A 21,557-nucleotide genomic window follows, 5' to 3' on the forward strand; every position below is an offset into this window, starting at 1 on the left:
AATTATGTGATTTTAAAGTAGTTAGCAAGGATAAAATTGCAAAATTAACGTTTGAACTTTATAAATATTGTCGGGGTGATTAAAGCATCAAGGGGCTGATCCCATGTTTCACGTTTTAGCGGCTGTGCCAGCAGTTGAAAGTCATGCGCCAGCCCCAGACGGAATGGACGCCCAGGTGCAGAAGCCAAGGTACGATCATAAAAACCGCCGCCCATACCAATCCGTGTGCCCGAAGTATCACAGGCCAATAGTGGCATGAGCAATAAATCCAGTTTGGAAACATGTACACCACGGGTGCTCATGGGCTCTCGCATACCCAGCCGATGATGGGCAAAGCGCTTGTTATGGTATTGGTGCTGGGTGATCCGGATCCAGACCAGCTGCTGATTCATGTCGCAAATCGCTGGTAGATACACCTGTTTGCCCAGTTTAAAGCAGCGTTCAATAATCGCCTGGGTCTGAATCTCCCCAAAAGCATGCAAATACAGGCCAATACGTTGGGCATGAATAAATTCTGGACTGCGGATCAGACGGTTTAGAACTTTTTGTGCGGATTGCCTTTGCTCAAATTTAGAGAGATGACGACGCGTTTTACGAAGGTATCTTCTTAATTCCTGAATGGTCATAGGGCAAAAAGCATATGCAACAAATTTGTGCTCTAGTCTAAGTGGGAATTCTGGAAAAGTAAAAAATAATTATGAGCTGCAATTTTATATTATTCCGTATCTGCTTATTTAAATTCGGCTAATTTTGCCAGCAGTCTCAAAGTTCAAAAACTAAAAAGCTGTTGCATCACTGGTTTTTAAATTGTCATGAGAAAGGAGATTCAATCTGGTTGATTCACGATTTTCCAAGCAACCGATTGTTCAGTGAAAAACTCTGGAAACGCATCAGTTTAAGCACTTTGAAACAGCTTTCGATCAATAAAAATACAATTCTAAAGTAGGTTTATTATATTTTTTGGTGAAAGATAGACAAGGATCATATGACTATTCTCGACCGATATATGAGACACATTGTACTTAGGCAGAGCGCGTAAGACCTAAATCAATGGAGATTGAACATGATGAATATTGCGAAGAATACTATCTGCCTTTGGTACGATGACGATGCCGAAGGTGCAGCACGATTTTATGCAGAAACCTTTCCAGACTCCTCAGTTGGCGCGATCAATCTTGCACGCGGAGATTATCCCTCCGGAAAAGAAGGCGATGTTATCACCGTCGAATTTACGGTGATGGGCGTTGCCTGCATTGGACTGAATGGTGGCCCTGACTTTCAACACAATGAAGCATTTTCATTTCAGGTGGCGACTGAAGACCAAGAAGAAACAGACCGATACTGGAATGCCATTGTTGGCAGTGGCGGTCAGGAAAGCGAGTGTGGATGGTGTAAAGACAAGTGGGGTATTTCCTGGCAGATTACGCCAATGGTCCTCATCAACGCCTGTAACAGTCCTGACCGTGCTGCGGCCAAGCGCGCATTTAATGCGATGATGACCATGAAGAAAATTGACATCTCCGTGATCGAAGCAGCATTTCGTGGTTAAGCGCCAAAGATATTGTCTTTCATTGCAGTTGATATCGCTGTGTAGCGCAATTTCACTGCAATAGTTAAATCTTCTCCTTTCTTTTGATCAACTCAAATTATCCCTCAACTCTATAAGGATACGTTACAAAAATTACAGATTAATCCAACTTGATCTGAACCTAAATCCAATTTCTTCATGATGATTCAAGGAGAATGTGCCATGAATTTTCCTCAATTACTGCTTATGGCGGGATGGGTCGCGCTGTCTGCACCTGCCGCTTTAGCCGTTGAACCGCCCATGTCGGGCAAAGCCAGCTCAGGCGCAGCTTCATCTGCTGCCGATAAGAAAGCCATTGCAAGTGCCATGACTGCTGCACCTAAGAAAGTAGCCGCTGCAGCCACGATTGTCGCTGTCGGTGCAGATGGCAAAATACGTACCTTGCGCAAGGGCAATAATGGTTTTACCTGTATGCCTGATAATCTGACCACTCCAGGTCCAGACCCAATGTGTATGGATCAGGCCGCTCTAGAATGGGCAGAAGCCTGGATGGGACATAAACCGCCCACAGTTGGAAAAGTAGGCTTCATGTATATGCTGGCAGGTGGTACGGATGCCAGTAATGTCGATCCCTATGCCAAGAAGCCTACTGCGGGCAATCATTGGGTCAAAACGGGTCCCCATGTCATGATCGTCGGTGCTGAAGCTCGTTTCTATGAGATGTATCCTAAACATACGCAACCGGATACCGCTGTGCCCTATGTCATGTGGTCTGGGACGCCTTATCAGCACTTAATGATTCCTGTGAAGTAATGAATCACCGCAATGACGAATGCACGCTGATTCAACCTTTCAATTCGGATATTTAATACACTCAATTTTTATGACTGTCCTAAGCTACAAATAAAATAGTTCACTTAGAAGCTCATCAACAGATGGGCTTTTATATGAGTATTGCAAAAGTTGAAATAATGCAGATCATGCAATATGAGTTTAAGAATAATTTTTGCACTGAATTGAAAACAGGCTGAACCAAAAACAATCATCTAACGAAATTCTCCCTAATTTATACATCTTAAATTTTATTAAAATATTGAAAATAATATAGAAAATTAAACTGGCATAAGTTCTGCATAACTGTATTCAAACTTGGATACAAGAATGGATACAGAATGCTTCATCAGAAAATGATCGGCTGGACAGTCCGAAAATGGCGCGATGCCGATCAGCCAAAACAGCTTCAACTGAATCATCTTGCTCAACGCACTACCCATGTTGAGGTGGGTGAACTTGTCTGGATTCCGGTTACGAATGCTGCACCTCTTCAAGCAAAAAACGATGCATTTAAAAAAGCTGTATTTGCGGACGGTATGTATCAAAGGCTACGACACAGAGCAGCGAACATAGTCGATAGCGGCTTTATATACAGCAGCTGAATCAGAAAACAACGAAATAGACCCATTCAGCAGATTCAAAAAATAGAGAGAATAAAAGGGGATTCACATGTTTAAAACTGTACTGATTGCAAATCGCGGCGAAATTGCTGTTCGTGCCATTCGCACATTAAAAAAAATGGGTATAACCAGTATAGCCGTCTATTCAGAAACGGACCGTTATGCACAGCATGTGATTGATGCAGATATTGCAGTGTCCTTAGAAGGTACCAAACCGAGTGATACCTATTTAAGTATTGAAAAGCTGATTGCCGCAGCCAAGAATACCGGGGCCGAAGCAATTTTCCCAGGTTATGGTTTTCTGTCAGAAAGTGCTGACTTTGCCCGTGCCTGCGAAGCAAATAATATTGCTTTCATGGGGCCAACACCGGAGCAAATTTTAGAGTTTGGTTTAAAACATCGTGCCCGTGAACTTGCTGCAGCTGCCAATGTACCGATGACTCCCGGTACAGGTCTGCTAAATAGTCTGGACGAAGCTTTGGCAGAAGCTGAAAAAATTGGTTATCCAATTATGCTGAAAAGTACAGCAGGCGGTGGCGGAATTGGCTTGACCCGTTGTGATGATGCCGAGGCACTTCAGGAGGCTTATGAAAGTGTAAAACGTCTGGGCGAGCAGTTCTTTAAAGATGCCGGAGTATTTTTAGAATGCTTTCTCGATAAAGCCCGTCATGTCGAAGTACAGATTTTTGGGGATGGTCAGGGGCAAGTGGTGGCTTTGGGCGAGCGTGACTGTTCACTGCAGCGCCGTAATCAGAAGGTTGTGGAAGAAACACCAGCGGCACAGTTACCTGAAGCAACCCGTCAAAAATTGCATCAGGCGGCAGTTGAACTGGGCAAATCGGTGGAATATCGCAGTGCCGGTACGGTTGAGTTTATTTACGATACAGCACGTGACGAGTTTTATTTCCTTGAAGTGAATACCCGTTTGCAGGTGGAGCATCCGGTGACTGAAATGGTGACCGGTTTAGACCTGATTGAATGCATGTTGAAAGTTGCAGCAGGTGATACTCTGGATTGGAAGCATCTAAGCAGTATTCAGCCTCAAGGTGCAGCGATTGAAGTACGCATCTATGCCGAAGATCCAGTTAAGAATTCCCAGCCGAGTCCAGGGATTTTGACCGATGTCTTTTTTCCGGAAAATGTCCGGGTTGATACCTGGGTGAGTACCGGAACTGAAATTTCCCAATACTTTGACCCGATGATTGCCAAGATTATTGTGCATGCTGAAGATCGTGATACTGCCATTCATACGCTTAAATCAGCTTTAGCTGAAACTCGCCTGAATGGTATTAGTACCAATCTGGATTATGTGCATACTGTTATTTCAGATCCACGTTTTGAACAGATGCAGATCTGGACACGCATGCTGGATGATTTCAAATATGTGCCGAATGTGATTGAGGTGATTCAGCCGGGTACACAAAGTTCGATTCAGGATTATCCGGGTCGTGTCGGGTATTGGGATATTGGTGTACCGCCTTCAGGCCCAATGGATGATTATGCCTTCCGGCTGGCCAATAAAATTGTTGGGAATGTCGAGGCCGCCGCCGGGTTTGAATTTACCCTGCAAGGTCCAATCCTCAAATTTCATGCAGAAAATATCATTGCTTTAACTGGCGCACCTTGTCCGGTAAGTCTGGATGATGAAGCAGTAAATTTCTGGCAGCCTATTCAGGTAAAAGCAGGCCAAACCCTAAAAATTGGACAGGTTGAATCTGGATGCCGGACCTACCTGGCTGTACGAAATGGTCTGAATGTGCCGGAATATCTGGGTAGCCGTTCTACCTTTGCTTTAGGTAATTTTGGTGGACATGCAGGCCGAGTGTTACGGGCTGGTGACATGATTAAGATGGTGAATCCTGAGCTGCCGGCCGATGGTCTACCTTTAGCGATTGCAGAACCTGAAGTTTTGGCAACAGATCTGATTCCAAGTTATGGCAAGGAATGGAAAATTGGTGTGCTCTATGGTCCGCATGGCGCTCCTGATTTCTTTAAAGCTGAATATATTGAGGAGTTTTTTGCATCAAGCTGGAAAGTGCATTTTAACTCGAACCGATTGGGTATCCGTTTAACCGGACCGACGCCAAGCTGGGCGCGTGAAAATGGCGGTGAAGCGGGTCTGCATCCATCCAATGTACATGACTGTGAATATGCCATTGGTGCGATTAACTTTACCGGTGATTTCCCCGTAATTCTTGCCAAAGATGGTCCGAGCCTGGGTGGCTTTGTCTGTCCGGTGACCATTGCCAAAGCTGAACTCTGGAAAATTGGTCAACTGAAAGCCGATGACACGATTAGCTTCTATCCAATCTCGGTAAAGCAGGCCAATGCGCTGGAGCGGCAGCAAATTCAAACCCTCCAAAACTTTGCCAAGGCAGAGATAACCAGCGAGGCTGAAATCGTTACAGTTCAGGCAGAAAGTATCCTGGCATTGCGTGAAGCTACGCCAGATGCACCAAAAGCTGTATATCGTCAGGCAGGTGACAGTTATATCTTGCTGGAATACGGTGATAACGTACTGGATTTGGCCCTACGCCTGCGCGTACACCGCTTGATGCAACTGATCCGTGAAGCTGATCTTGACGGTATCCTGGAATTATCACCTGGTGTGCGATCCTTGCAGATTAAATATGATGGTCTGCGTTTGAGCCAGCAGCAACTGATTCACTTCCTGCTTGGTCTTGAAGAACAGATGGGTGATTTACGTGACATTAAAATACCTTCAAGAATTATCCATTTACCCATGGCCTTTGAGGACTCAGCGACTCTGGGTGCGGTTGAGCGTTATCAGGAAAGTGTCTGTGCCAAGGCCCCATGGCTACCGAATAATGTCGATTTTATTCAGCGAATTAATGGTCTAAACACTCGTCAGCAAGTTAAAGACATTATTTTTGATGCCAATTATCTGATTTTAGGGCTAGGTGATGTATATCTGACTGCACCTTGTGCAGTGCCCATTGATCCGCGCCACCGTTTACTGAGTTCCAAATATAATCCGGCCCGTACTTTTACCGCTGAAGGTACAGTCGGGATTGGTGGCATGTATATGTGTATTTATGGCATGGACTCACCGGGTGGCTATCAGTTGATTGGCCGTACCGTACCGATCTGGAATAAGTTTAAAAAGAACAAGCAGTTTGGCGATCAGCAATGGTTCTTACGCTTTTTTGACCAGATTAAATATTATGAGGTCACTGAGGCCGAACTGGATCAGTTCCGTGCTGATTTCGCCCATGGTCTGGCAGAAATCAAAATTGAGGAATGCGAGTTTGACTTTGCAGCATATCAGGATTTCCTTGCTGCAGAACAGGACAGTATTGCTGCTTTTAAAGCGCAGCAGCAGGCTGCTTTTAGTGCCGAGGTAGAGCGCTGGAAAGACGAGTTTGATGCACCTGTAGAAATAGAAGTGCTGCAGGATGATACCGATTACAGCCAGTATGTCCCTCTCAACGCCTCTATGACCGGCAATATCTGGAAGATTTTTGTAGAAGCCGGGCAGATTGTGAAAAAAGGCGACACGGTGGCCATCATCGAGGCCATGAAAATGGAGCTGCCGGTCTATGCTGACGATGATGGCATTGTCAAAGCCATTATCTGCCGTTCTGGTCAGACCGTGCATAGTGGTGAGCCACTGGTCTATATGGAGTAATGGATTGAGCCATGACTATTGTTCGCAATCCAAGTACTAAAGCGACAGGAAAAAGCTCAGACAATCTGTCTGAGCTGGTTTTCCAGAAAATTAAAAATGACATTTTTGACTTTAAGCTGATGCCGGGAGAGCGCTTTACCGAATCGGAAATTGCTGAAAGCTATGCCGTAAGCCGTACACCCATCCGGCAAGCTTTGTATCGCTTGCAGCAGGAAGGTTATGTCGAGGTGCAGTTTAGAAGTGGCTGGAAGGTTCGGTCACTAGACTTTAAAGTTTATGAAGAACTGTATGATCTGCGGATTTTATTGGAAGGTTATGCAGTCGAACAACTTTGTCAGATGCCCAAAGACCAGTTGCAGGTTGCTCTGGCTGTTTTGATTCAAACCTGGTGTATTCAACCAGAACAATATATCTATGATCTCAGGCGGTTATCTGTAGAAGATGAAGCATTTCATTGTCATTTGGTATTGGCAGCCGGCAATGCAGAAATGGCAAAAATACATAGTGAGATCAGCGAAAAAATTCGCATTATACGCCGTCTGGATTTTTCCAAAGATTATCGGGTTACAGCCACCTATGCTGAACATCAACAGATTTTAAAGGCGCTGCTTGCCCAAGATGCAGCGTTCTGTCTCTCTATATTGGATGCCCATATCCGGCACAGCCGTAATGAGGTGAAAAAAATTACACTGGAAATGTTATCCTCTAGTCCTGCGTAAGTTAATCAGGATAAATTTATTTTATAGCAAGAAAAATATCAGACCTGACTTAAAATTGATAACCAATTCATAACCAGAAAAAACAAGAACCCGCTAGTGGCATCTCAAATTGTTTTTTAAAGTAAGTTGAGGATGATAATAACAAGAGATAAAAATGCTTCATCAGCCTATTCAACTTTTACTTACAGGTGCCGGCTGTGCACTTCTCTTAACCATGACTGGATGTACCATGCCTTCCAAGTCGCCAATCAATGACAGTTATGGTTCCCAGCCACATTTGCCCAAACCAAAATCAAGCTTGCTGCCTACGGTCAATATTGCACCTGCTAAAGGTTGGCCTGAAGGTAAAATGCCGACAACAGCGACAGGTTTAAAAGTTCAGGCATTTGCCAAAGGGTTGCAGCATCCGCGCTGGCTGTATGTATTGCCGAATGGTGATGTACTGGTGGCTGAAACCGATGCACCGCCTAAGCCCGATGACAGCAAAGGGATCAAAGGCAAAATCATGAAATGGGTGATGCAACGTGCAGGTTCATCGCACCCCAGTGCCAACCGCATCAGTCTGCTTCGCGATAGCAATGGAGATGGGGTAGCTGAACAAAAAACCGTATTTTTACAGAATCTCAATTCTCCATTTGGCATGGCGCTAGTCGGTAATATGTTGTATGTGGCGAATACTGATGCCCTGATGCGTTTTCCTTATCAGAACGGTGCGACTCAAATTACAGCAACTGGTACCAAGATGCTGGATTTACCGGCAGGTCGTTTAAACCATCACTGGACCAAAAATGTTATTGCCAATCCTGCCGGAAGCAAACTCTATATCACGGTGGGTTCCAACAGTAATGTCGCTGAAAATGGCTTAGAGCAAGAGCAGGGCCGGGCACTGATCATGGAATTTGACATAGCCAGTGCTCAAGCGCGACCTTTTGCCACCGGACTGCGTAATCCGAATGGCATGGATTGGCAACCTAAGAGCGGCACACTTTGGACAGTGGTGAATGAACGTGATGAGCTCGGTAATGATCTGGTTCCTGATTATTTGACCTCTGTCAAAGAAGGTGCTTTTTATGGCTGGCCCTATAGTTATTATGGCCAACATGTAGATACACGGGTCAAACCGCAAAAACCTGCCTTAGTTGCGCAAGCAATTCCACCGGATTATGCATTGGGCAATCATACAGCTTCATTGGGCTTGGCCTTCTATAGGGCAGACCTGATGCCTCAATATCGAAACGGTGCGCTGATTGGCCAGCATGGTTCATGGAACCGCAAACCGCATAGTGGCTATAAAGTGATTTTTGTTCCCTTTCAGAATGGGCAACCGATGGGCCCACCTCAAGATGTCTTGACTGGATTTTTAAGTGATCAGGGCGATGCATATGGGCGACCGGTCGGTGTGGCGGTAGATTCTTCAGGTGCCATTTTGGTTGCTGATGATGTCGGTGATGTGATTTGGCGAGTATCACCCTTGAGTACACTAGCTGCAGTAAGTAAATAAAGGTCTAGGGATTCAAGATTTTATTCAGATCTGAATCTATGGAAAATAAAAGTTAAAGCAAAGACTGTTTCATTCAAACGTCAATATTTTGATTGAAAATATGCAAAGGTTAGCGGATTTAAAATAATTTTTAAGCTTCATTTAAGCTGGCTGAATTAGGCTTTCAGGATATTTTTACGCGGGATTACAGCATGTACAGAGATTCTGCTGATCCCATTAAAAATATCTAAATCTTAGTACCAGTTTTAAGTGCCCATAAAAACTGGATATAAAAATTTAAAACATGGCAAAAGAGGGTTTTAAAAATGAAATCAATTGTTGCATTTATTTTCCCTTGGTCATTATTTATGACCCTTCATCGACCAGTCGAAGCGACAGTATGCTTAATGCTTCAGATTTCGATTTTAGGCTGGATTCCTGCTGCAATCTGGGCGATGCATGTTTTATATCGAGATAAAATTGCCTAAAAAATAGGGGAGTGAGTTACCAAAAACTTTTTCATCTTTATTTAACTTAAAGCAATTTAGATTTCTTTTTTTAATTTAAAAGAGTTCATTTTCATGCAAGATGATTATTACATCAATAAAATGAATCTGGAAGAATGTTCGAGAGAAAGACTATAAAATTAAAATAAGAGGAAATTCAGGAAAAATTATAATTATATTTTGAAAAAGAAATTGAAGTACTCCGAAGATGCCGCTGCATGTGTCGTTACCCTGAACCCGATGAGTTCAAGGAGGATGCGACGTATACTTGCTGGGTTTCCCATACGGAGATGGGCATACACTCTAAATATACAGAACACACCCATAAGTGTTAGTATCGGCAGGGGAATAGACCCGCTGGCGAACACCTCAGAGTTAAGTTAATTATAAACAATAATCCCGGTGTGGCAACTCTATGCTGTTCATGAACTGTAAACAGTTCGGTCGAATGTCCGAAGTTTAAACAGAATTCGAGATTATTCAGTCAGTTCTTCAACTTCTTCTAAAATAGTTTGTAACAAACGCTCGCAATGCGCATATTGTTGCAGTGATCTATTCATATTCAAAACCTCCTGCATCAGCTCAAGTGCCACCATAATAATCAGCTTGCTAGGTTCCATACGTGGTGCTTTACGACGAAATTCATCGTATTTGTCATTTAATAACTGTGCTGCGCGTTCTAATTCTTCCTGCTTGTCAGGAGTAGAGGCCAGACGGAAACTATGCCCCAATACTCTGAGATCAATTGCAATTTGTTCACTCATGGTGAGGCTTCCTCAGTCGCTTCAGTCGGATGGGCCAGTTGTTGAATTTCCTGTGCGTGATGATCCTGCGCAGTACCGAGAATCGCCAGACGTTGAATAATCGCTTCAACCTTGGCTTTGGCATTTTCATTTTTCTGGGTTAAACGTTCAGATTCCTGAGTCAGACGCTGAATTTCCTGTTGGGCATGACGCTGTTCAAGGATCATCTTTTCCTTAACCACACGCAGCTCATTGCGTTCAGCCAGAATTTCCTGAAAACGGTTTTTTAGATCGGTACAGCTTTTTTCCAGACGGCCATAACGGTCTGCCAGTGCAGTTGCATCATTATTGAGCAGTTGAAATTGGGCACGAGAATCCGTCAATTGTTCTGTCAGATTTTCATTTTCTTGTTGTTTTTGCGCAATCACGCTGTTCTTTTGTTCAATTTGCTGTTGATGTTGCATCATTGAAGAGTCTTGCTCTTCGCGCAAACTGGAATTTTCACTTTCAAGCCGTGCAAGTCGCGTTTTTAACACGCCGATCTGCACTTGTAGACGCTGTAATTCTTCTAACATATCGAGGTCGCACAGTGTTGCAAACAAAGGTAATATATAAGCAGTATAAAGATTGGATAAACGAATGCAAGACGATATTTCAGGTTGGACCGAATGGCACCGCAATTTTTCTTCAATTGAGGAAATTTCTAGCCCTAGCGAACTGCATGGTTTGCTAACAGGCATTGTTTGTGTCACCCAGGCGCCAAGCAGTGAAGAGTGGTTACAGATTTTAGAAACACTGGATGTACCTGAACTGGATGCCGAAGCATTAGAGTTGTTGACGGGCGAAGCTGAAGATGTGTTCCATGCATTGTCTGAAGATGAGCTGGATTATTTACCTTTGCTGCCTGATGATGAGCATGTGCTTTCAGAACGCGTACAGGCTCTGGCGGACTGGTGTGCCGGCGTGGTCTTAGGTTTCGGACTGGCTTCAGGACATATCCGTCAGGATGAAGTTGAACTGATTGAACATTTACAAGATGTAGCCGCAGTTGAATTTGAAGACTCGGACGATGATGCCGAAGGTGAAGAAAGCTATCAGGAATTGTACGAATTTGTGCGTCTGATTCCTGTCAGCCTGTCTTTAGGGCGTAAAAAGGTCGAAGTTGAAGAAACACCACTCTTACAGCAATTTAGTCAAAAAAATCAGCCTAAAGCCGCTGTTACAGACGCGCAAAGTGTGGTCGAGATTTTCTCGCCTAAACGTCCAAGCTGATGAAATGCTGAGGTGAGTCATCACCTGCTTGAAATCAGGCATATATTTTGCTGTTTACAGTGAAATCTATAGTCTGATTTCAAGACTATATTCTAAATACAAGTATTGATCGATAAGAAGTAAGGTGTAATGAAGAAATTGACACAGGCAGTTTTTGAGGAACGTCGCGCAATCCTCGCAGGGGAAATTGGTTTACGCAGTATCGCCATTATCGCGACCAGTCCGGTAGCTATGCGTAACCGTGATGCAGATTATAAATACCGCGCCGACAGTAGTTTCTTCTATTTAACCGGATTTGCGGAACCTGAAGCTGTGGCTGTGATTGAAACCTTTGACACTGAAGAAGAAGGCTATAGCTACAGTTTGTTCTGTCGGGAACGTAACCGTGAAATGGAAATCTGGAATGGCTACCGCGCGGGTATTGACGGGGCTATTCAGGATTATGATGCAGATGAAGCCTATGCAATTGATCTGCTGGATGAAGAAATCTTAGAAAAGTTACAAAATAAAGATCAGTTATTTTATCGCATTGGACAGCATGCAGAGTTTGATGCGCGTGTCGCCAAATGGATTGCAACTGCAAGTGGTGAAAGCCGTCGTGGTACTTCTGCACCAGCGCAAGTAATTCAGCTGGATCGTATTGTCGATGAAATGCGTCTGCATAAAGATGCAAATGAAATTGAATTGATGCAGATTGCTTCCGATATTTCTGCTGATGCACATACGCAAGCGATGCTAGCAGTACGCCCGGGCATGATGGAATATGCACTGGAAGCCGAGCTGAATTATATCTTTGGCAAAAATGGCGGTGTTCCGGCCTATAACAGTATTGTCGGTGGCGGTGAGAATGCCTGCATCCTGCATTATGTAGAAAATGACAAAGAACTGAAAGATGGCGATTTGGTCCTGATTGATGCTGCGGCTGAATATCAGCTTTATGCTTCAGACATTACCCGTACCTTTCCAGTGAATGGTAAATTTAGCCCGGAACAGAAAGCTTTATATAATGTAGTGCTGGATGCTCAAATTGCTGCAATTAATGCTGTGCAAATTGGTAACTCGTATAAAGAACCACATAATGTTGCAGTGCGCATCCTAGTGCAAGGTTTGCTCGATCTTGGCTTGATGCAGGGGAATATTGACGACATTATAGAAAAAGAAGCTTTCCGCCAGTTCTACATGCATGGTACCGGACACTGGCTCGGTATGGATGTGCATGATGTCGGTGCTTATAAGGTGGACGGTGAATGGCGCTCGTATGAAGAGGGTATGGTCGTTACCGTTGAGCCGGGTCTTTATATCGCGCCTGATGATGAAACAGTAGATGCTAAATGGCGTGGAATTGGCATTAGGATTGAAGATGATGTGGTGGCCACTGCAAATGGCCCGCTAGTTTTAACCGCGAAAGTCGTCAAAACGGTAGAAGAGATTGAGGCATTAATGGCGAAAGCGTGCGCTGCTTAATTTGAGAAAAAATACAGCAAGCCGGTCGCAAGATCGGCTTTTTTATGACATTTCTATGCCGTTTTAAACAAGAATTCCTAGCTATATCGAATCGATCAAAAAGTGACTTAGCTTACGTTTATCTCGAACAAGTCAAATAAAACTAACCTAAGTAAAATTTACAGCTTAAAAAGTGACACGAAGTCAACACAGAAAATCTGTTTTTAGCATCAAAGCTACATATTAAATGCGCTGAGATTCTCATACTTTCTCTGATCCTTAAATAAACTTAAATAACAGCAGGAGAACACTTATGAAATTAAATACGATTGACTGGATTGCTTATGCTTTAACAATCATTGGTGGCATCAATTGGGGTTTAATTGGTGCATTCGATTTTAATTTGGTCGCTGCGATCTTTGGTGATATGAGCGCCTTATCTCGAATTATTTATGTATTGGTTGGTTTGTCGGCATTGTACCTGATTTATACAGGAACGAAGTTGGGTAAAACAGTACACCATACAGATCATCATACCAATATTGTGCGTTAAGCTAATCCTCCTGCACGAGTTTCTTACAAGATAGGATAATGTCTTTGAGTAGCTTGTCGAGAGGATAGAAATAGTGTGGAAGATGAAGAAACCTCGGTATATTTCCGGGGTTTTTTATATAGGTGTTTATAGGTTATTAATAGAATCATCCTCAGATCTACAACAACACTTAGCTAAAGATTAATGATTACTATCATACAAATAAGATTAGGTTGTACATGGTTGGATAAATTTTTTTTAAAATATCTGTTAGCTAAAAAATCGAGTTATATTTATAAAACTCTCTCAAAATAAGAAAATAATAGTGATTGAAAATGGGCCTCCTGCTACTGAAAGTGAATATCAGCTCATTTATAAATGGCTTGATTCACAATTTTATCATTCAGGATTTACCAGTAGCAATATGTATTCAAAATTGTGCGAAGCGAGTAGATCGAGTTATACCAATTTGACTAGGTTTGCGATCGAATCGTATAAGTGCCAAATGAAATTACAACATTCCGTTTTTTAATGCTGAGTTGATAAAAGTGAGTATAAATATTTTAGTTGCTGAATTAAAGACAACTTGGTTGGAGTTAAGAGCATATAAAGTTGGAGATGAATTTTCATTATTCCAAGAGTATTGTGGCGACGTTGAAGCATCAAAATACTTACAACGACAGGTGCATACAACAGTCGGTCAAACTCAGCAGATGTTGCAGAAATGGGCGTTAAGCTATTGGCAGCAACCGATTAAAGGATTTTCATGGGTGATTGCTGAGCGAAAAAGTCATCTGGCAATCGGGTTACTAACGATTATTCAACAGCAAAATAACAGCCTTGAAATTCATTTCGGACTTGGTCCTCGATTTCAGGGGCAGGACTATATGCTTGAGGCGATGAAAGCGGTGATTCAGTATTTTAGACAATATCTTACATTTAAATCACTAGATACTTTCTGTGATGCAGAACATATACAGGCACACCAAGTGCTTTTAAGACAGGGTTTGAAATCGTTGAACGGATCAATGCCTATACTGTATTGCCGAAGTTGGGGACTGAAAAGCGCGATGTCTTGGTTTTTCAATATAGGCTGGATCATCATGGAGAAAACTAAATAAAACGAATCATTATAAAAATTTAAAGCCTTGAGGTAAGATAAAACCAGTATACGTTTTATGTAATTCGCCATAGATGCGAATAAACAGATAAGGAAGTAAGCATGCAACAAGAAGTCATCATTGTCGGTGGTGGTATGGTCGGCTTAAGCCTCGCATTGATGTTGGCGAAAATCAATATTGCAGTCAAACTGTTGGAAGCCATTAAATACCCAAATTATGATGATGAAAATCTTGCGCCATATCATTCCAGTTTTGATGCACGTAACAGTGCCTTGTCACGCCGTAGCGTGCAGATCTATCAGGAGCTTGGACTTTGGAATGCCTTGCAAGAACATGCTACCCCAATTCTGGAAGTGAATATTACCGAACAGGGCAGTTTTGGTAAGGCTCGACTGAAAGCCGAACAGGAAAAAGTCGAAAGCTTTGGTCAGGTCATTGAAAATGCCTGGCTCGGTCGTGTACTGCTGACCCAAGTCAAAAAAGAGCCATTGATTGAACTGATTGATGGTGTTCAAGTGACATCCCTTATCCAAGATACAGACTTTGCTTATATCGAAGCTCAGCGTGGTGAATCGTCACTAAAATTACAGTCCAAACTGGTTATTGCCGCCGATGGGCGGGATTCTTTCTGCCGTAAAGCCTTGGGTATTGGTGCGTCAGAACATGATTATGATCAGGTTGCGATTGTGACCACAGTACAAACTTCAAAGCCACATGCTCATGTGGGCTTTGAGCGTTTCAGCCATTTAGGGCCTTTGGCACTTTTACCACTACCGGGTGAGTATCGTCGTTCAGTGGTCTGGCCAGTGAAAAAAGGTACTGAAGGAGAATGGTTGGGAGATGAAAATGACCAGCATTTTCTGGATGCCTTGCAGGAAACGTATGGCGATCGTGCCGGAAAATTCCAGAAAACCGGAAAACGGTTCAGTTTTCCATTGTCTCAAGTGTTAGCTGAAAAGCAGGCTGTTGGTCGTGTAGTGCTCATGGGTAATGCAGCCCATACGATTCATCCGGTCGCTGGACAGGGCTTTAACCTGTGTATGCGTGATGCGCATGTATTGGTGCGTTACCTGAAAGAGCAACAGGCACAAGGCGCAGACTTGGGCGATGCTGCAATATTGCTAGACTATGAGAAATCCCGTCTCAGTGACCAGCAGCGTGTGATTAAATTCTGTGATTCAGTAGTACGTGGTTTTAGTAACCAGAATCCTTTCTTAAAGCTGATTCGTAATACTGGTTTAATCGCTTTTGATACGATTCCAGGCATCAAGCCACTGGTTGCAAATTATGCCATGGGGTTAAAAGCATGAGCTTAAATCAAACTAACGAAATATTAGACGTCGTCATTATTGGTGGTGGGCTGGTTGGTGGACTTACAGCGCTTCTGTTAGCTCAAGGTGGTGTGCAGCCTACAGTTCTGGATGCAGCGCCAATTCTGGATGCAGATAAAACTTTGCGTGTGGCCAATCCGCGTGTTTTGGCTTTAAGTCAGGCAACCATTCACCTGTTAAAAACGGTGGGTGTCTGGGAAAATTTAGTACGCCAGCAGCCTTATACTGGTATGCAGGTGTGGAATAAAAATGGCTATGGTGAAATTAATTTTGGCCAGTCTTCAGAAAAAACACCATCGGTAGAGCAGGCTTTAGGCTCGATGGTGGAGCCCAGCATTCTGAATCTGGCCATTCAGCAAAAGATGCTGGAAAATGTTCAAGATTATAGAACACAAGTCAAAGTCAGCCGTGTTGAACGTGGCGTCGGTGTGTGGATCATTCATCTGGAAGATGGTACTCAGCTCAAAACCAAACTGGTCATTGGTGCAGATGGTGCAAACTCCTTTGTACGTGAGCAAGCTTTCATCGATATTGATGTACTGGACTATAAACAGGCAGGCATCAGTTGTGCGATTAAAACGATTCAGCCTCATCAGTACATGGCGCGTCAGATTTTTCTCGAAACTGGTCCTCTGGCTTTTTTACCTATGGCCAGCCTTAATCCGGAAGAGCAGGGACATTGGCAATCAATTGTCTGGACCTTGCCAGAGGATTATGCCGAAGAATATGCAGCGTTGTCAGATGCTGAATTTACTCAACTCTTGACTCGTGAAAGCCAGCATATGTTGGGTGGAGTCTTAGAGGCGACACCACGTGCCACTTTCCCCTTAAAAGCCCGTGCTGCCCAACAGTATATTCAAGACGGTTTAGCCCTGATTGGAGATGCTGCACATGTAATTCATCCTTTAGCTGGACAAGGGGTGAATATTGGCTGTCTGGATGCTGCCGTGCTCTGTGATGTTTTGCTACATGATCAGGCGCGTGGCGTATGGGCACATGAGCAGACCCTGAAACGCTATGAGCATTGCCGTAAGGGCCAGAATGATGCCATGATGCACAGCATGTCTGCGATTGGTTGGATGGAAACCACATTATTCTTCCCGATGGTTTGGGCACGCAATTTCGGCCTGAAACAGGTAGAAAATCAGCCCATGTTGAAAGATGCATTTATGGCGCAAGCCAATGGTCTGGGTTTACTTAAAGACACACGCTACGCAGCTTAAGACAGAAATGTAAATTTTTTAAACAAACACCAATAAAGAGTAACGATTTTGTTTAAAAAAGATACGATTTTTTGATGTTTGGTACTAGGCGAAGGTCGAAGAGATTGCTAAATTTCACTTAATTCGATACCTGACTTGGAATACCAAGCGAGGGCCATTTTTGGGGAGATGCAAATGACAGACATGAATGATTATGATGACGACGTTGAAGATTCAATTGTTGACGATGATGAAGCAAAAGCCGCTGAAAAAGGCGCGGTCGATAGCACAGAGGTCGTCAGTGATACCGATCTTGTAGAAGCTGAAACTTTGACCGTCACTGCAAAGCTGAAAAAGCGTCAAGCACTTGAAGACGAGATTGCGGCTTTCCTTGCCAGTGGTGGTCGTATTGTTGAAGTGCCGGCAGATGAATCAGTAGCCAAAGAATAAGTTATTGATTAACTTGTTTCTTATAAAAAACACCACATTCAATGTGGTGTTTTTTTTTGCAAATCCAAACGTAATAGAAAATCTAAAGCAATTAGTCGTTTGCCGAAGTCAGTTCTAAAGCACGTTGATAAGCGACTTTCTTTTTGATTCCGGTTAAATCTGCCGCCAGTTGTGAAGCAGCTTTGACCGAAAGGTCCTGTAATAGGCGATTCAATAATTTATCCAGCTTTTCCTGATCCAGATCTTTTTCTTCGGTGGCACCGCCAATCACTAGAACAATTTCGCCTTTTTGCTGATTGTGATCATTGCTAATGAATTCCACCAATTCACCCAAGGTCATTTTCTTGATAGTTTCAAAAGTCTTGGTGATTTCTCGCGCAAAACCGACCGGGCGATCTGCTCCGAAAACGCTGGCCATATCTTTAACGGACTCCAGAATCCGGTGCGGTGCTTCATAGAAAATTAAAGTCTGGGTTTCATCTTTCAGTTTTTCCAGATTCAGCAGGCGCTGACTTTGTCTGGATGGCAGAAAACCTTCAAAGCTGAAGCGGTCACTCGGCAAGCCAACAGCACTTAAGGCAGCAATAGCCGCACAAGCACCAGGTACAGGAATCACGCGAATATTATGCGCTTGTGCAGCACGGACAAATTTAAAGCCAGGGTCGCTAATCAGGGGAGTGCCAGCATCACTGATCAGGGCCATATCTTCGCCATTCAGCAGGCGCTGGATCAGCTGATCAATCTTGTTGCTTTCATTATGCTCATGGCAAGCGGTCAGAGGTGTTTGAATATTAAAGTGTTTAAGCAATTGTGCTGAAGTTCGTGTATCCTCGGCAGCAATAAGACTCACCGACTTTAACACCTGAAGTGCACGATAACTAATATCATCTAAGTGCCCGATTGGAGTCGCAACAACAAATAACTGAGCACTCATAGGTTTCTCCATGTGGAATAAATTGAATAATAAAAAATGGAAGATTAAAAATAAAATATTGGGCTTGTGTTTAGTCAGCTACATCAGCAGCGTACAAGCAGAAGTGCTGATCATTCTACCCGAATCCGGGCCTTTGGCGCGAGCTGCATCGAGTATCAAACAGGGTTTTCTCAGTACTTATGCTACTTCCGGGCAGAAAGTTCCATTAAAATGGGTCAATTCCAATCAGAAAAATATCTCCCAGCTACTGAAACAGCATGTCAATAAAAAGACCAAAATGGTGGTGGGTCCATTGGCACGTAGCGATGTGGAACAACTACTCAAGAGCAAACCTAAAGTACGTACCCTCAGCCTGAATGATGTAGCAGAATCATCACCCCAAGTCTGGCAATTCAGCCTGTCCAAAAAAGAGGATGCTGCTGCCTTAAAAACCCTTCTGGTTAAAGATGGGGTTCAGCAACTGCTGGTTTTACGCCAGCCGGGCAGTGAAGCCGAGCATGAACTGTTGCTGATGTCACTGCTGAGCCAAAGTGATCTGAATTTTAAAATCGTGAACAAGGCGCCCATTTTTTTAATGCCAAAACAAGGGCTGTTATACCTCGGCAATGCAGAAGGGCTGGCTGCCATACCTGAATTAAGCCATAAACGGATGTATACCGTGGCCAATGCGATTAGCGAACAGCATAAACCGCCACGAGGAATCAAGTTCTGTGATGTACCTGTGCTTTATCTGGCTGACTGGCCGGATGTTCTACAGGCCTATGCCAAAGAGCCGGTGGCGATGCCTGGCAGATCACCCAGCAGTACCTGTCACAACCGCATTTGCAGCATATTGAATTTCAGGGTAGAACTGGGCGAATTGAAATCACGGACCACAGTATTCAGCGTAGTCCACAATGTTTCCAGTACAGTGGCACAGGTGTCAAGCTACTATGAGCGAAAGAGCAATGCTGCGACAGCAATTAGGTGCATGGGCGGAGCAGCAAGCGGCTCAACTGATGCAGAACCATGGATTTCAGTTCCTGACCGCCAATTATCACAGTCGCTATGGCGAGCTGGATCTGATTCTGGTGCGTGATCAGGAACTGGTCTTTGTGGAAGTCAAAGCACGTGCGCAAACCCGATATGCGCAAGCGATCGAGTCGATTTGCAGAGCAAAACAGGTAAAGATGCTCAAGACGGCAATGTGCTTTATTCAGAAAAATCCACAATTTGCACACTATTACTATCGTTTTGACGTGATTTGTTTTGATTTTAAACAGCAATTTGCAAAAACCATACAGCATGACTTTTCGCAATACCCTTATGATCTGGAATGGATTGAAAATGCTTTTACTTTTGATCAAGAGTTTATTAACCTTTGAACAAAATAAGGTCTAAAGATGCTTATATTTGCTTCAAGATCATTGTAAAGTTCAAGCAGAATTGACATGATCTGAGCTTGAAAACAGATTATTAGATTGAAAAAGACGTAATAAAATGAAGGAGTCTTGCTGAGTGGTTAAGCGTATTGCAATAACAATGCTGTGTGTCGCAAGTTTATCAGGTTGTGCAAGTTTTATTTCCAGCGGCACAGGTACGGCTCCTGTCGGAACTGAAAGTGGGGCGCGTACCTTGGGGCAGGTATTTATTGATTCCTCAATTGTCCGTACTGCAAAAATTAATCTTTATAAACTGGATTCGCGCTTCAAACAGGCTCGGGTCAATATTGAAAGTTTTCATGGCAATGTCTTGCTGACCGGTCAGGTGCCCGATGCACATCTCAAGCAGCTAGCTGAAGACAATGTCAAATCCATGAGCGATGTCAAAGCGGTACATAATTTTATTACTGTAGGCAATCAGATCAGCTATAGCACCATCATGCAGGATACTGCGGTCACAGCGAATACCCGTGGCCTGATCATGAAAGCCACTGTGGTTTCGGACAGTAAACTACATGTGCATACTGAAGATGGCGTGCTGTATGTGATGGGACGTTTGAACAGCGCAGAAATTACTGACCTGAATCAGGTATTGCAGCAAGTGGGCAATGTCACCAAAATTGTGACTTTAATCGATAACGTGGAGCAATATTCAAGTCTGGCTAATCAAAACTTTGCTGCACCGGCATATGCGCAGCCGGGTATTGAACAGACGCCGGTTGCGATAGATCCTGATACGGTTGAACCAACCGATGCTCCATAAGGTCGGTCATTTTAAAAACCAATTGTCGAATCAGATTCTGGAAGTCCAGCAACGCTATAAAGCATTTAGACTCTATGATTTTGGCAGTTATGCGCTGAATCGTTTAACGCCTAAACAGGGTTACACGATCGAAACTCAGCTGGCTTATGGTCTAAAATCACGGCAACGCTTTGATCTGTTCCGGAGTCAGCAGCCTTTGCTCCATCGTCCCCTGATTGTTTTTGTGCATGGCGGTGCCTGGTTACATGGCGATAAAAAGGATTATCAGTTTATTGGCGAGTCCTTTGCTAAAGAAGGTTATGATGTGGTGGTGATGAATTATCATCTGGCGCCACAACATATTTTTCCGACCTATATTCATGATCTGCATTTATTGCTGAATCATTTGCAGCAGTCAGCTGGACAGTTGCAGATCTGTGCTGAAAATCTGGTCTTGATGGGACACTCTGCCGGGGCATTCAATGTGATGTCTGCCTTGTATCATCCGCAATCTGCCAGCATTGATCACAATCAAATCCGGGCGATTATTGGTCTGGCGGGGCCTTATCATTTTGATTACAAAAATGATCCGATCTGTGCCGATGCATTTGATCAGGCGGTGCCTTATCAGCAGGTGATGCCTTATTATTTTGTTAAAAATAGCTCAATCCGGCATTATCTGTTTATTGCCGAAAAAGACAAGATTGTTGGGCATTTCAATAGCCAGGATTTGGACCGTGTACTGAAAGAGAAGGGCAATCATAGCCATCTGATTCAAATTCCGAAACTTGGTCATATTACGATTGTGGGTTCACTCTCCAGTTTGTTTAGCCGGTTTTTCCAGACCAAGGCACAGGTGCTTTGGGCGCTCGAGGATGCATTTAAATCCTGATACTAATATTTGGTTTAACTAGGGTGTGTTGACACTTTTAGCTTAAAAAAATAGCGAAGTAGTAAAATCAAATCGCCAAACCCAATTTTACTATTCGCTATGCCTCGTACCATGCTGACAGATCAACACTGGCAAAAG

The 21,557-nt window shown here is 43.5% G+C and carries 21 protein-coding genes, 1 other RNA gene and 1 pseudogene; 18 read left to right on the plus strand and 5 right to left on the minus strand.

Features of this window, described 5'->3' with window-relative positions:
• Window positions 1–44: 44 nt before the first annotated feature.
• Window positions 45–626, minus strand: a complete 582-nt coding sequence (locus tag ACP7AK_RS09585) for a 5-formyltetrahydrofolate cyclo-ligase (protein WP_305177493.1) — start codon at window positions 624–626, stop codon at window positions 45–47.
• Window positions 627–1,066: 440 nt separating this feature from the next.
• On the opposite strand from ACP7AK_RS09585, the gene ACP7AK_RS09590 reads away from it, so the two are divergent.
• The 7 genes from ACP7AK_RS09590 to ACP7AK_RS09620 all read left to right on the plus strand — a co-directional run bounded on the left by ACP7AK_RS09590 (window position 1,067) and on the right by ACP7AK_RS09620 (window position 9,318).
• Window positions 1,067–1,549 carry a VOC family protein gene (locus tag ACP7AK_RS09590; RefSeq protein ID WP_425879789.1) on the plus strand — a complete coding sequence of 161 codons (483 nt, stop codon included), beginning with the start codon at window positions 1,067–1,069 and terminating at the stop codon, window positions 1,547–1,549.
• Between the two features lie 201 nt (window positions 1,550–1,750).
• Window positions 1,751–2,341, plus strand: coding sequence for a hypothetical protein (locus tag ACP7AK_RS09595; RefSeq protein WP_425879759.1), 591 nt, complete (start codon window positions 1,751–1,753; stop codon window positions 2,339–2,341).
• Window positions 2,342–2,700: 359 nt separating this feature from the next.
• Window positions 2,701–2,964 carry a hypothetical protein gene (locus tag ACP7AK_RS09600; RefSeq protein ID WP_314099721.1) on the plus strand — a complete coding sequence of 88 codons (264 nt, stop codon included), beginning with the start codon at window positions 2,701–2,703 and terminating at the stop codon, window positions 2,962–2,964.
• Between the two features lie 67 nt (window positions 2,965–3,031).
• Window positions 3,032–6,631: an urea carboxylase gene (uca, locus tag ACP7AK_RS09605; RefSeq protein WP_425879761.1), complete on the plus strand. Its 3,600-nt coding sequence runs from the start codon at window positions 3,032–3,034 to the stop codon at window positions 6,629–6,631.
• A gap of 11 nt (window positions 6,632–6,642) precedes the next feature.
• Window positions 6,643–7,350, plus strand: coding sequence for a GntR family transcriptional regulator (locus ACP7AK_RS09610; RefSeq protein WP_425879763.1), 708 nt, complete (start codon window positions 6,643–6,645; stop codon window positions 7,348–7,350).
• 214 nt (window positions 7,351–7,564) lie between these two features.
• Complete coding sequence (locus ACP7AK_RS09615) at window positions 7,565–8,851, plus strand: PQQ-dependent sugar dehydrogenase (RefSeq protein WP_425879791.1); 1,287 nt, start codon at window positions 7,565–7,567, stop codon at window positions 8,849–8,851.
• Between the two features lie 305 nt (window positions 8,852–9,156).
• Window positions 9,157–9,318, plus strand: coding sequence for a YqaE/Pmp3 family membrane protein (locus tag ACP7AK_RS09620; RefSeq protein WP_425879765.1), 162 nt, complete (start codon window positions 9,157–9,159; stop codon window positions 9,316–9,318).
• 213 nt (window positions 9,319–9,531) lie between these two features.
• Here the strand turns inward: ACP7AK_RS09620 and ssrS are convergent.
• The 3 genes from ssrS to ACP7AK_RS09635 all read right to left on the minus strand — a co-directional run bounded on the left by ssrS (window position 9,532) and on the right by ACP7AK_RS09635 (window position 10,654).
• Window positions 9,532–9,715: non-coding RNA, 6S RNA (gene ssrS / locus ACP7AK_RS09625), on the minus strand.
• A 97-nt stretch (window positions 9,716–9,812) separates the two neighbouring features.
• Window positions 9,813–10,100 carry a cell division protein ZapA gene (locus ACP7AK_RS09630; RefSeq protein WP_004279505.1) on the minus strand — a complete coding sequence of 96 codons (288 nt, stop codon included), beginning with the start codon at window positions 10,098–10,100 and terminating at the stop codon, window positions 9,813–9,815.
• Window positions 10,097–10,654 (minus strand): hypothetical protein, encoded by a 558-nt coding sequence (locus tag ACP7AK_RS09635; protein WP_191111923.1) that lies wholly within the window; start codon window positions 10,652–10,654, stop codon window positions 10,097–10,099. The genes ACP7AK_RS09630 and ACP7AK_RS09635 overlap by 4 nt, the downstream gene beginning before the upstream one ends.
• Window positions 10,655–10,718: 64 nt before the next feature.
• On the opposite strand from ACP7AK_RS09635, the gene ACP7AK_RS09640 reads away from it, so the two are divergent.
• The 7 genes from ACP7AK_RS09640 (at window position 10,719) to ACP7AK_RS09670 (ending at window position 17,430) form a co-directional block, all read left to right on the plus strand.
• A complete protein-coding gene (locus ACP7AK_RS09640; protein WP_004646351.1) occupies window positions 10,719–11,351 on the plus strand; it encodes a UPF0149 family protein in 633 nt (210 codons plus the stop codon).
• 129 nt (window positions 11,352–11,480) lie between these two features.
• Window positions 11,481–12,815, plus strand: a complete 1,335-nt coding sequence (gene pepP / locus ACP7AK_RS09645) for a Xaa-Pro aminopeptidase (RefSeq protein ID WP_005107469.1) — start codon at window positions 11,481–11,483, stop codon at window positions 12,813–12,815.
• 292 nt (window positions 12,816–13,107) lie between these two features.
• Window positions 13,108–13,347, plus strand: a complete 240-nt coding sequence (locus ACP7AK_RS09650; protein ID WP_425879768.1) for a DUF378 domain-containing protein — start codon at window positions 13,108–13,110, stop codon at window positions 13,345–13,347.
• Between the two features lie 527 nt (window positions 13,348–13,874).
• Window positions 13,875–14,447, plus strand: a complete 573-nt coding sequence (locus ACP7AK_RS09655; protein ID WP_425879770.1) for a GNAT family N-acetyltransferase — start codon at window positions 13,875–13,877, stop codon at window positions 14,445–14,447.
• A 101-nt stretch (window positions 14,448–14,548) separates the two neighbouring features.
• Window positions 14,549–15,757 (plus strand): 2-octaprenyl-6-methoxyphenyl hydroxylase, encoded by a 1,209-nt coding sequence (gene ubiH, locus ACP7AK_RS09660; protein ID WP_425879772.1) that lies wholly within the window; start codon window positions 14,549–14,551, stop codon window positions 15,755–15,757.
• Entirely contained in the window at window positions 15,754–17,001 is a 1,248-nt protein-coding gene (locus tag ACP7AK_RS09665) for an FAD-dependent monooxygenase (RefSeq protein ID WP_005107464.1), read from the plus strand. Before ubiH ends, ACP7AK_RS09665 begins: the two co-directional genes overlap by 4 nt.
• A 174-nt stretch (window positions 17,002–17,175) precedes the next feature.
• Window positions 17,176–17,430 carry a hypothetical protein gene (locus ACP7AK_RS09670; protein WP_004646359.1) on the plus strand — a complete coding sequence of 85 codons (255 nt, stop codon included), beginning with the start codon at window positions 17,176–17,178 and terminating at the stop codon, window positions 17,428–17,430.
• 91 nt (window positions 17,431–17,521) lie between these two features.
• Here the strand turns inward: ACP7AK_RS09670 and rsmI are convergent, their stop codons facing one another.
• Window positions 17,522–18,364: a 16S rRNA (cytidine(1402)-2'-O)-methyltransferase gene (gene rsmI / locus ACP7AK_RS09675; protein ID WP_004279519.1), complete on the minus strand. Its 843-nt coding sequence runs from the start codon at window positions 18,362–18,364 to the stop codon at window positions 17,522–17,524.
• Between the two features lie 10 nt (window positions 18,365–18,374).
• Here rsmI and ACP7AK_RS09680 point away from each other — a divergent pair.
• From ACP7AK_RS09680 to ACP7AK_RS09695, 4 genes and pseudogenes are all read left to right on the plus strand, one after another.
• Window positions 18,375–19,300: pseudogene (locus tag ACP7AK_RS09680) on the plus strand (penicillin-binding protein activator).
• An 11-nt stretch (window positions 19,301–19,311) separates the two neighbouring features.
• Window positions 19,312–19,728 carry a YraN family protein gene (locus ACP7AK_RS09685; RefSeq protein ID WP_425879793.1) on the plus strand — a complete coding sequence of 139 codons (417 nt, stop codon included), beginning with the start codon at window positions 19,312–19,314 and terminating at the stop codon, window positions 19,726–19,728.
• Window positions 19,729–19,861: 133 nt separating this feature from the next.
• Complete coding sequence (locus ACP7AK_RS09690; RefSeq protein WP_213687039.1) at window positions 19,862–20,548, plus strand: BON domain-containing protein; 687 nt, start codon at window positions 19,862–19,864, stop codon at window positions 20,546–20,548.
• Window positions 20,538–21,419, plus strand: a complete 882-nt coding sequence (locus ACP7AK_RS09695; RefSeq protein ID WP_425879775.1) for an alpha/beta hydrolase — start codon at window positions 20,538–20,540, stop codon at window positions 21,417–21,419. Before ACP7AK_RS09690 ends, ACP7AK_RS09695 begins: the two co-directional genes overlap by 11 nt.
• The last annotated feature ends 138 nt before the right edge of the window (window positions 21,420–21,557 follow it).

It is taken from the genome of Acinetobacter sp. TWP2-2-3 (assembly GCF_049896445.1).
Classification (GTDB): domain Bacteria; phylum Pseudomonadota; class Gammaproteobacteria; order Pseudomonadales; family Moraxellaceae; genus Acinetobacter.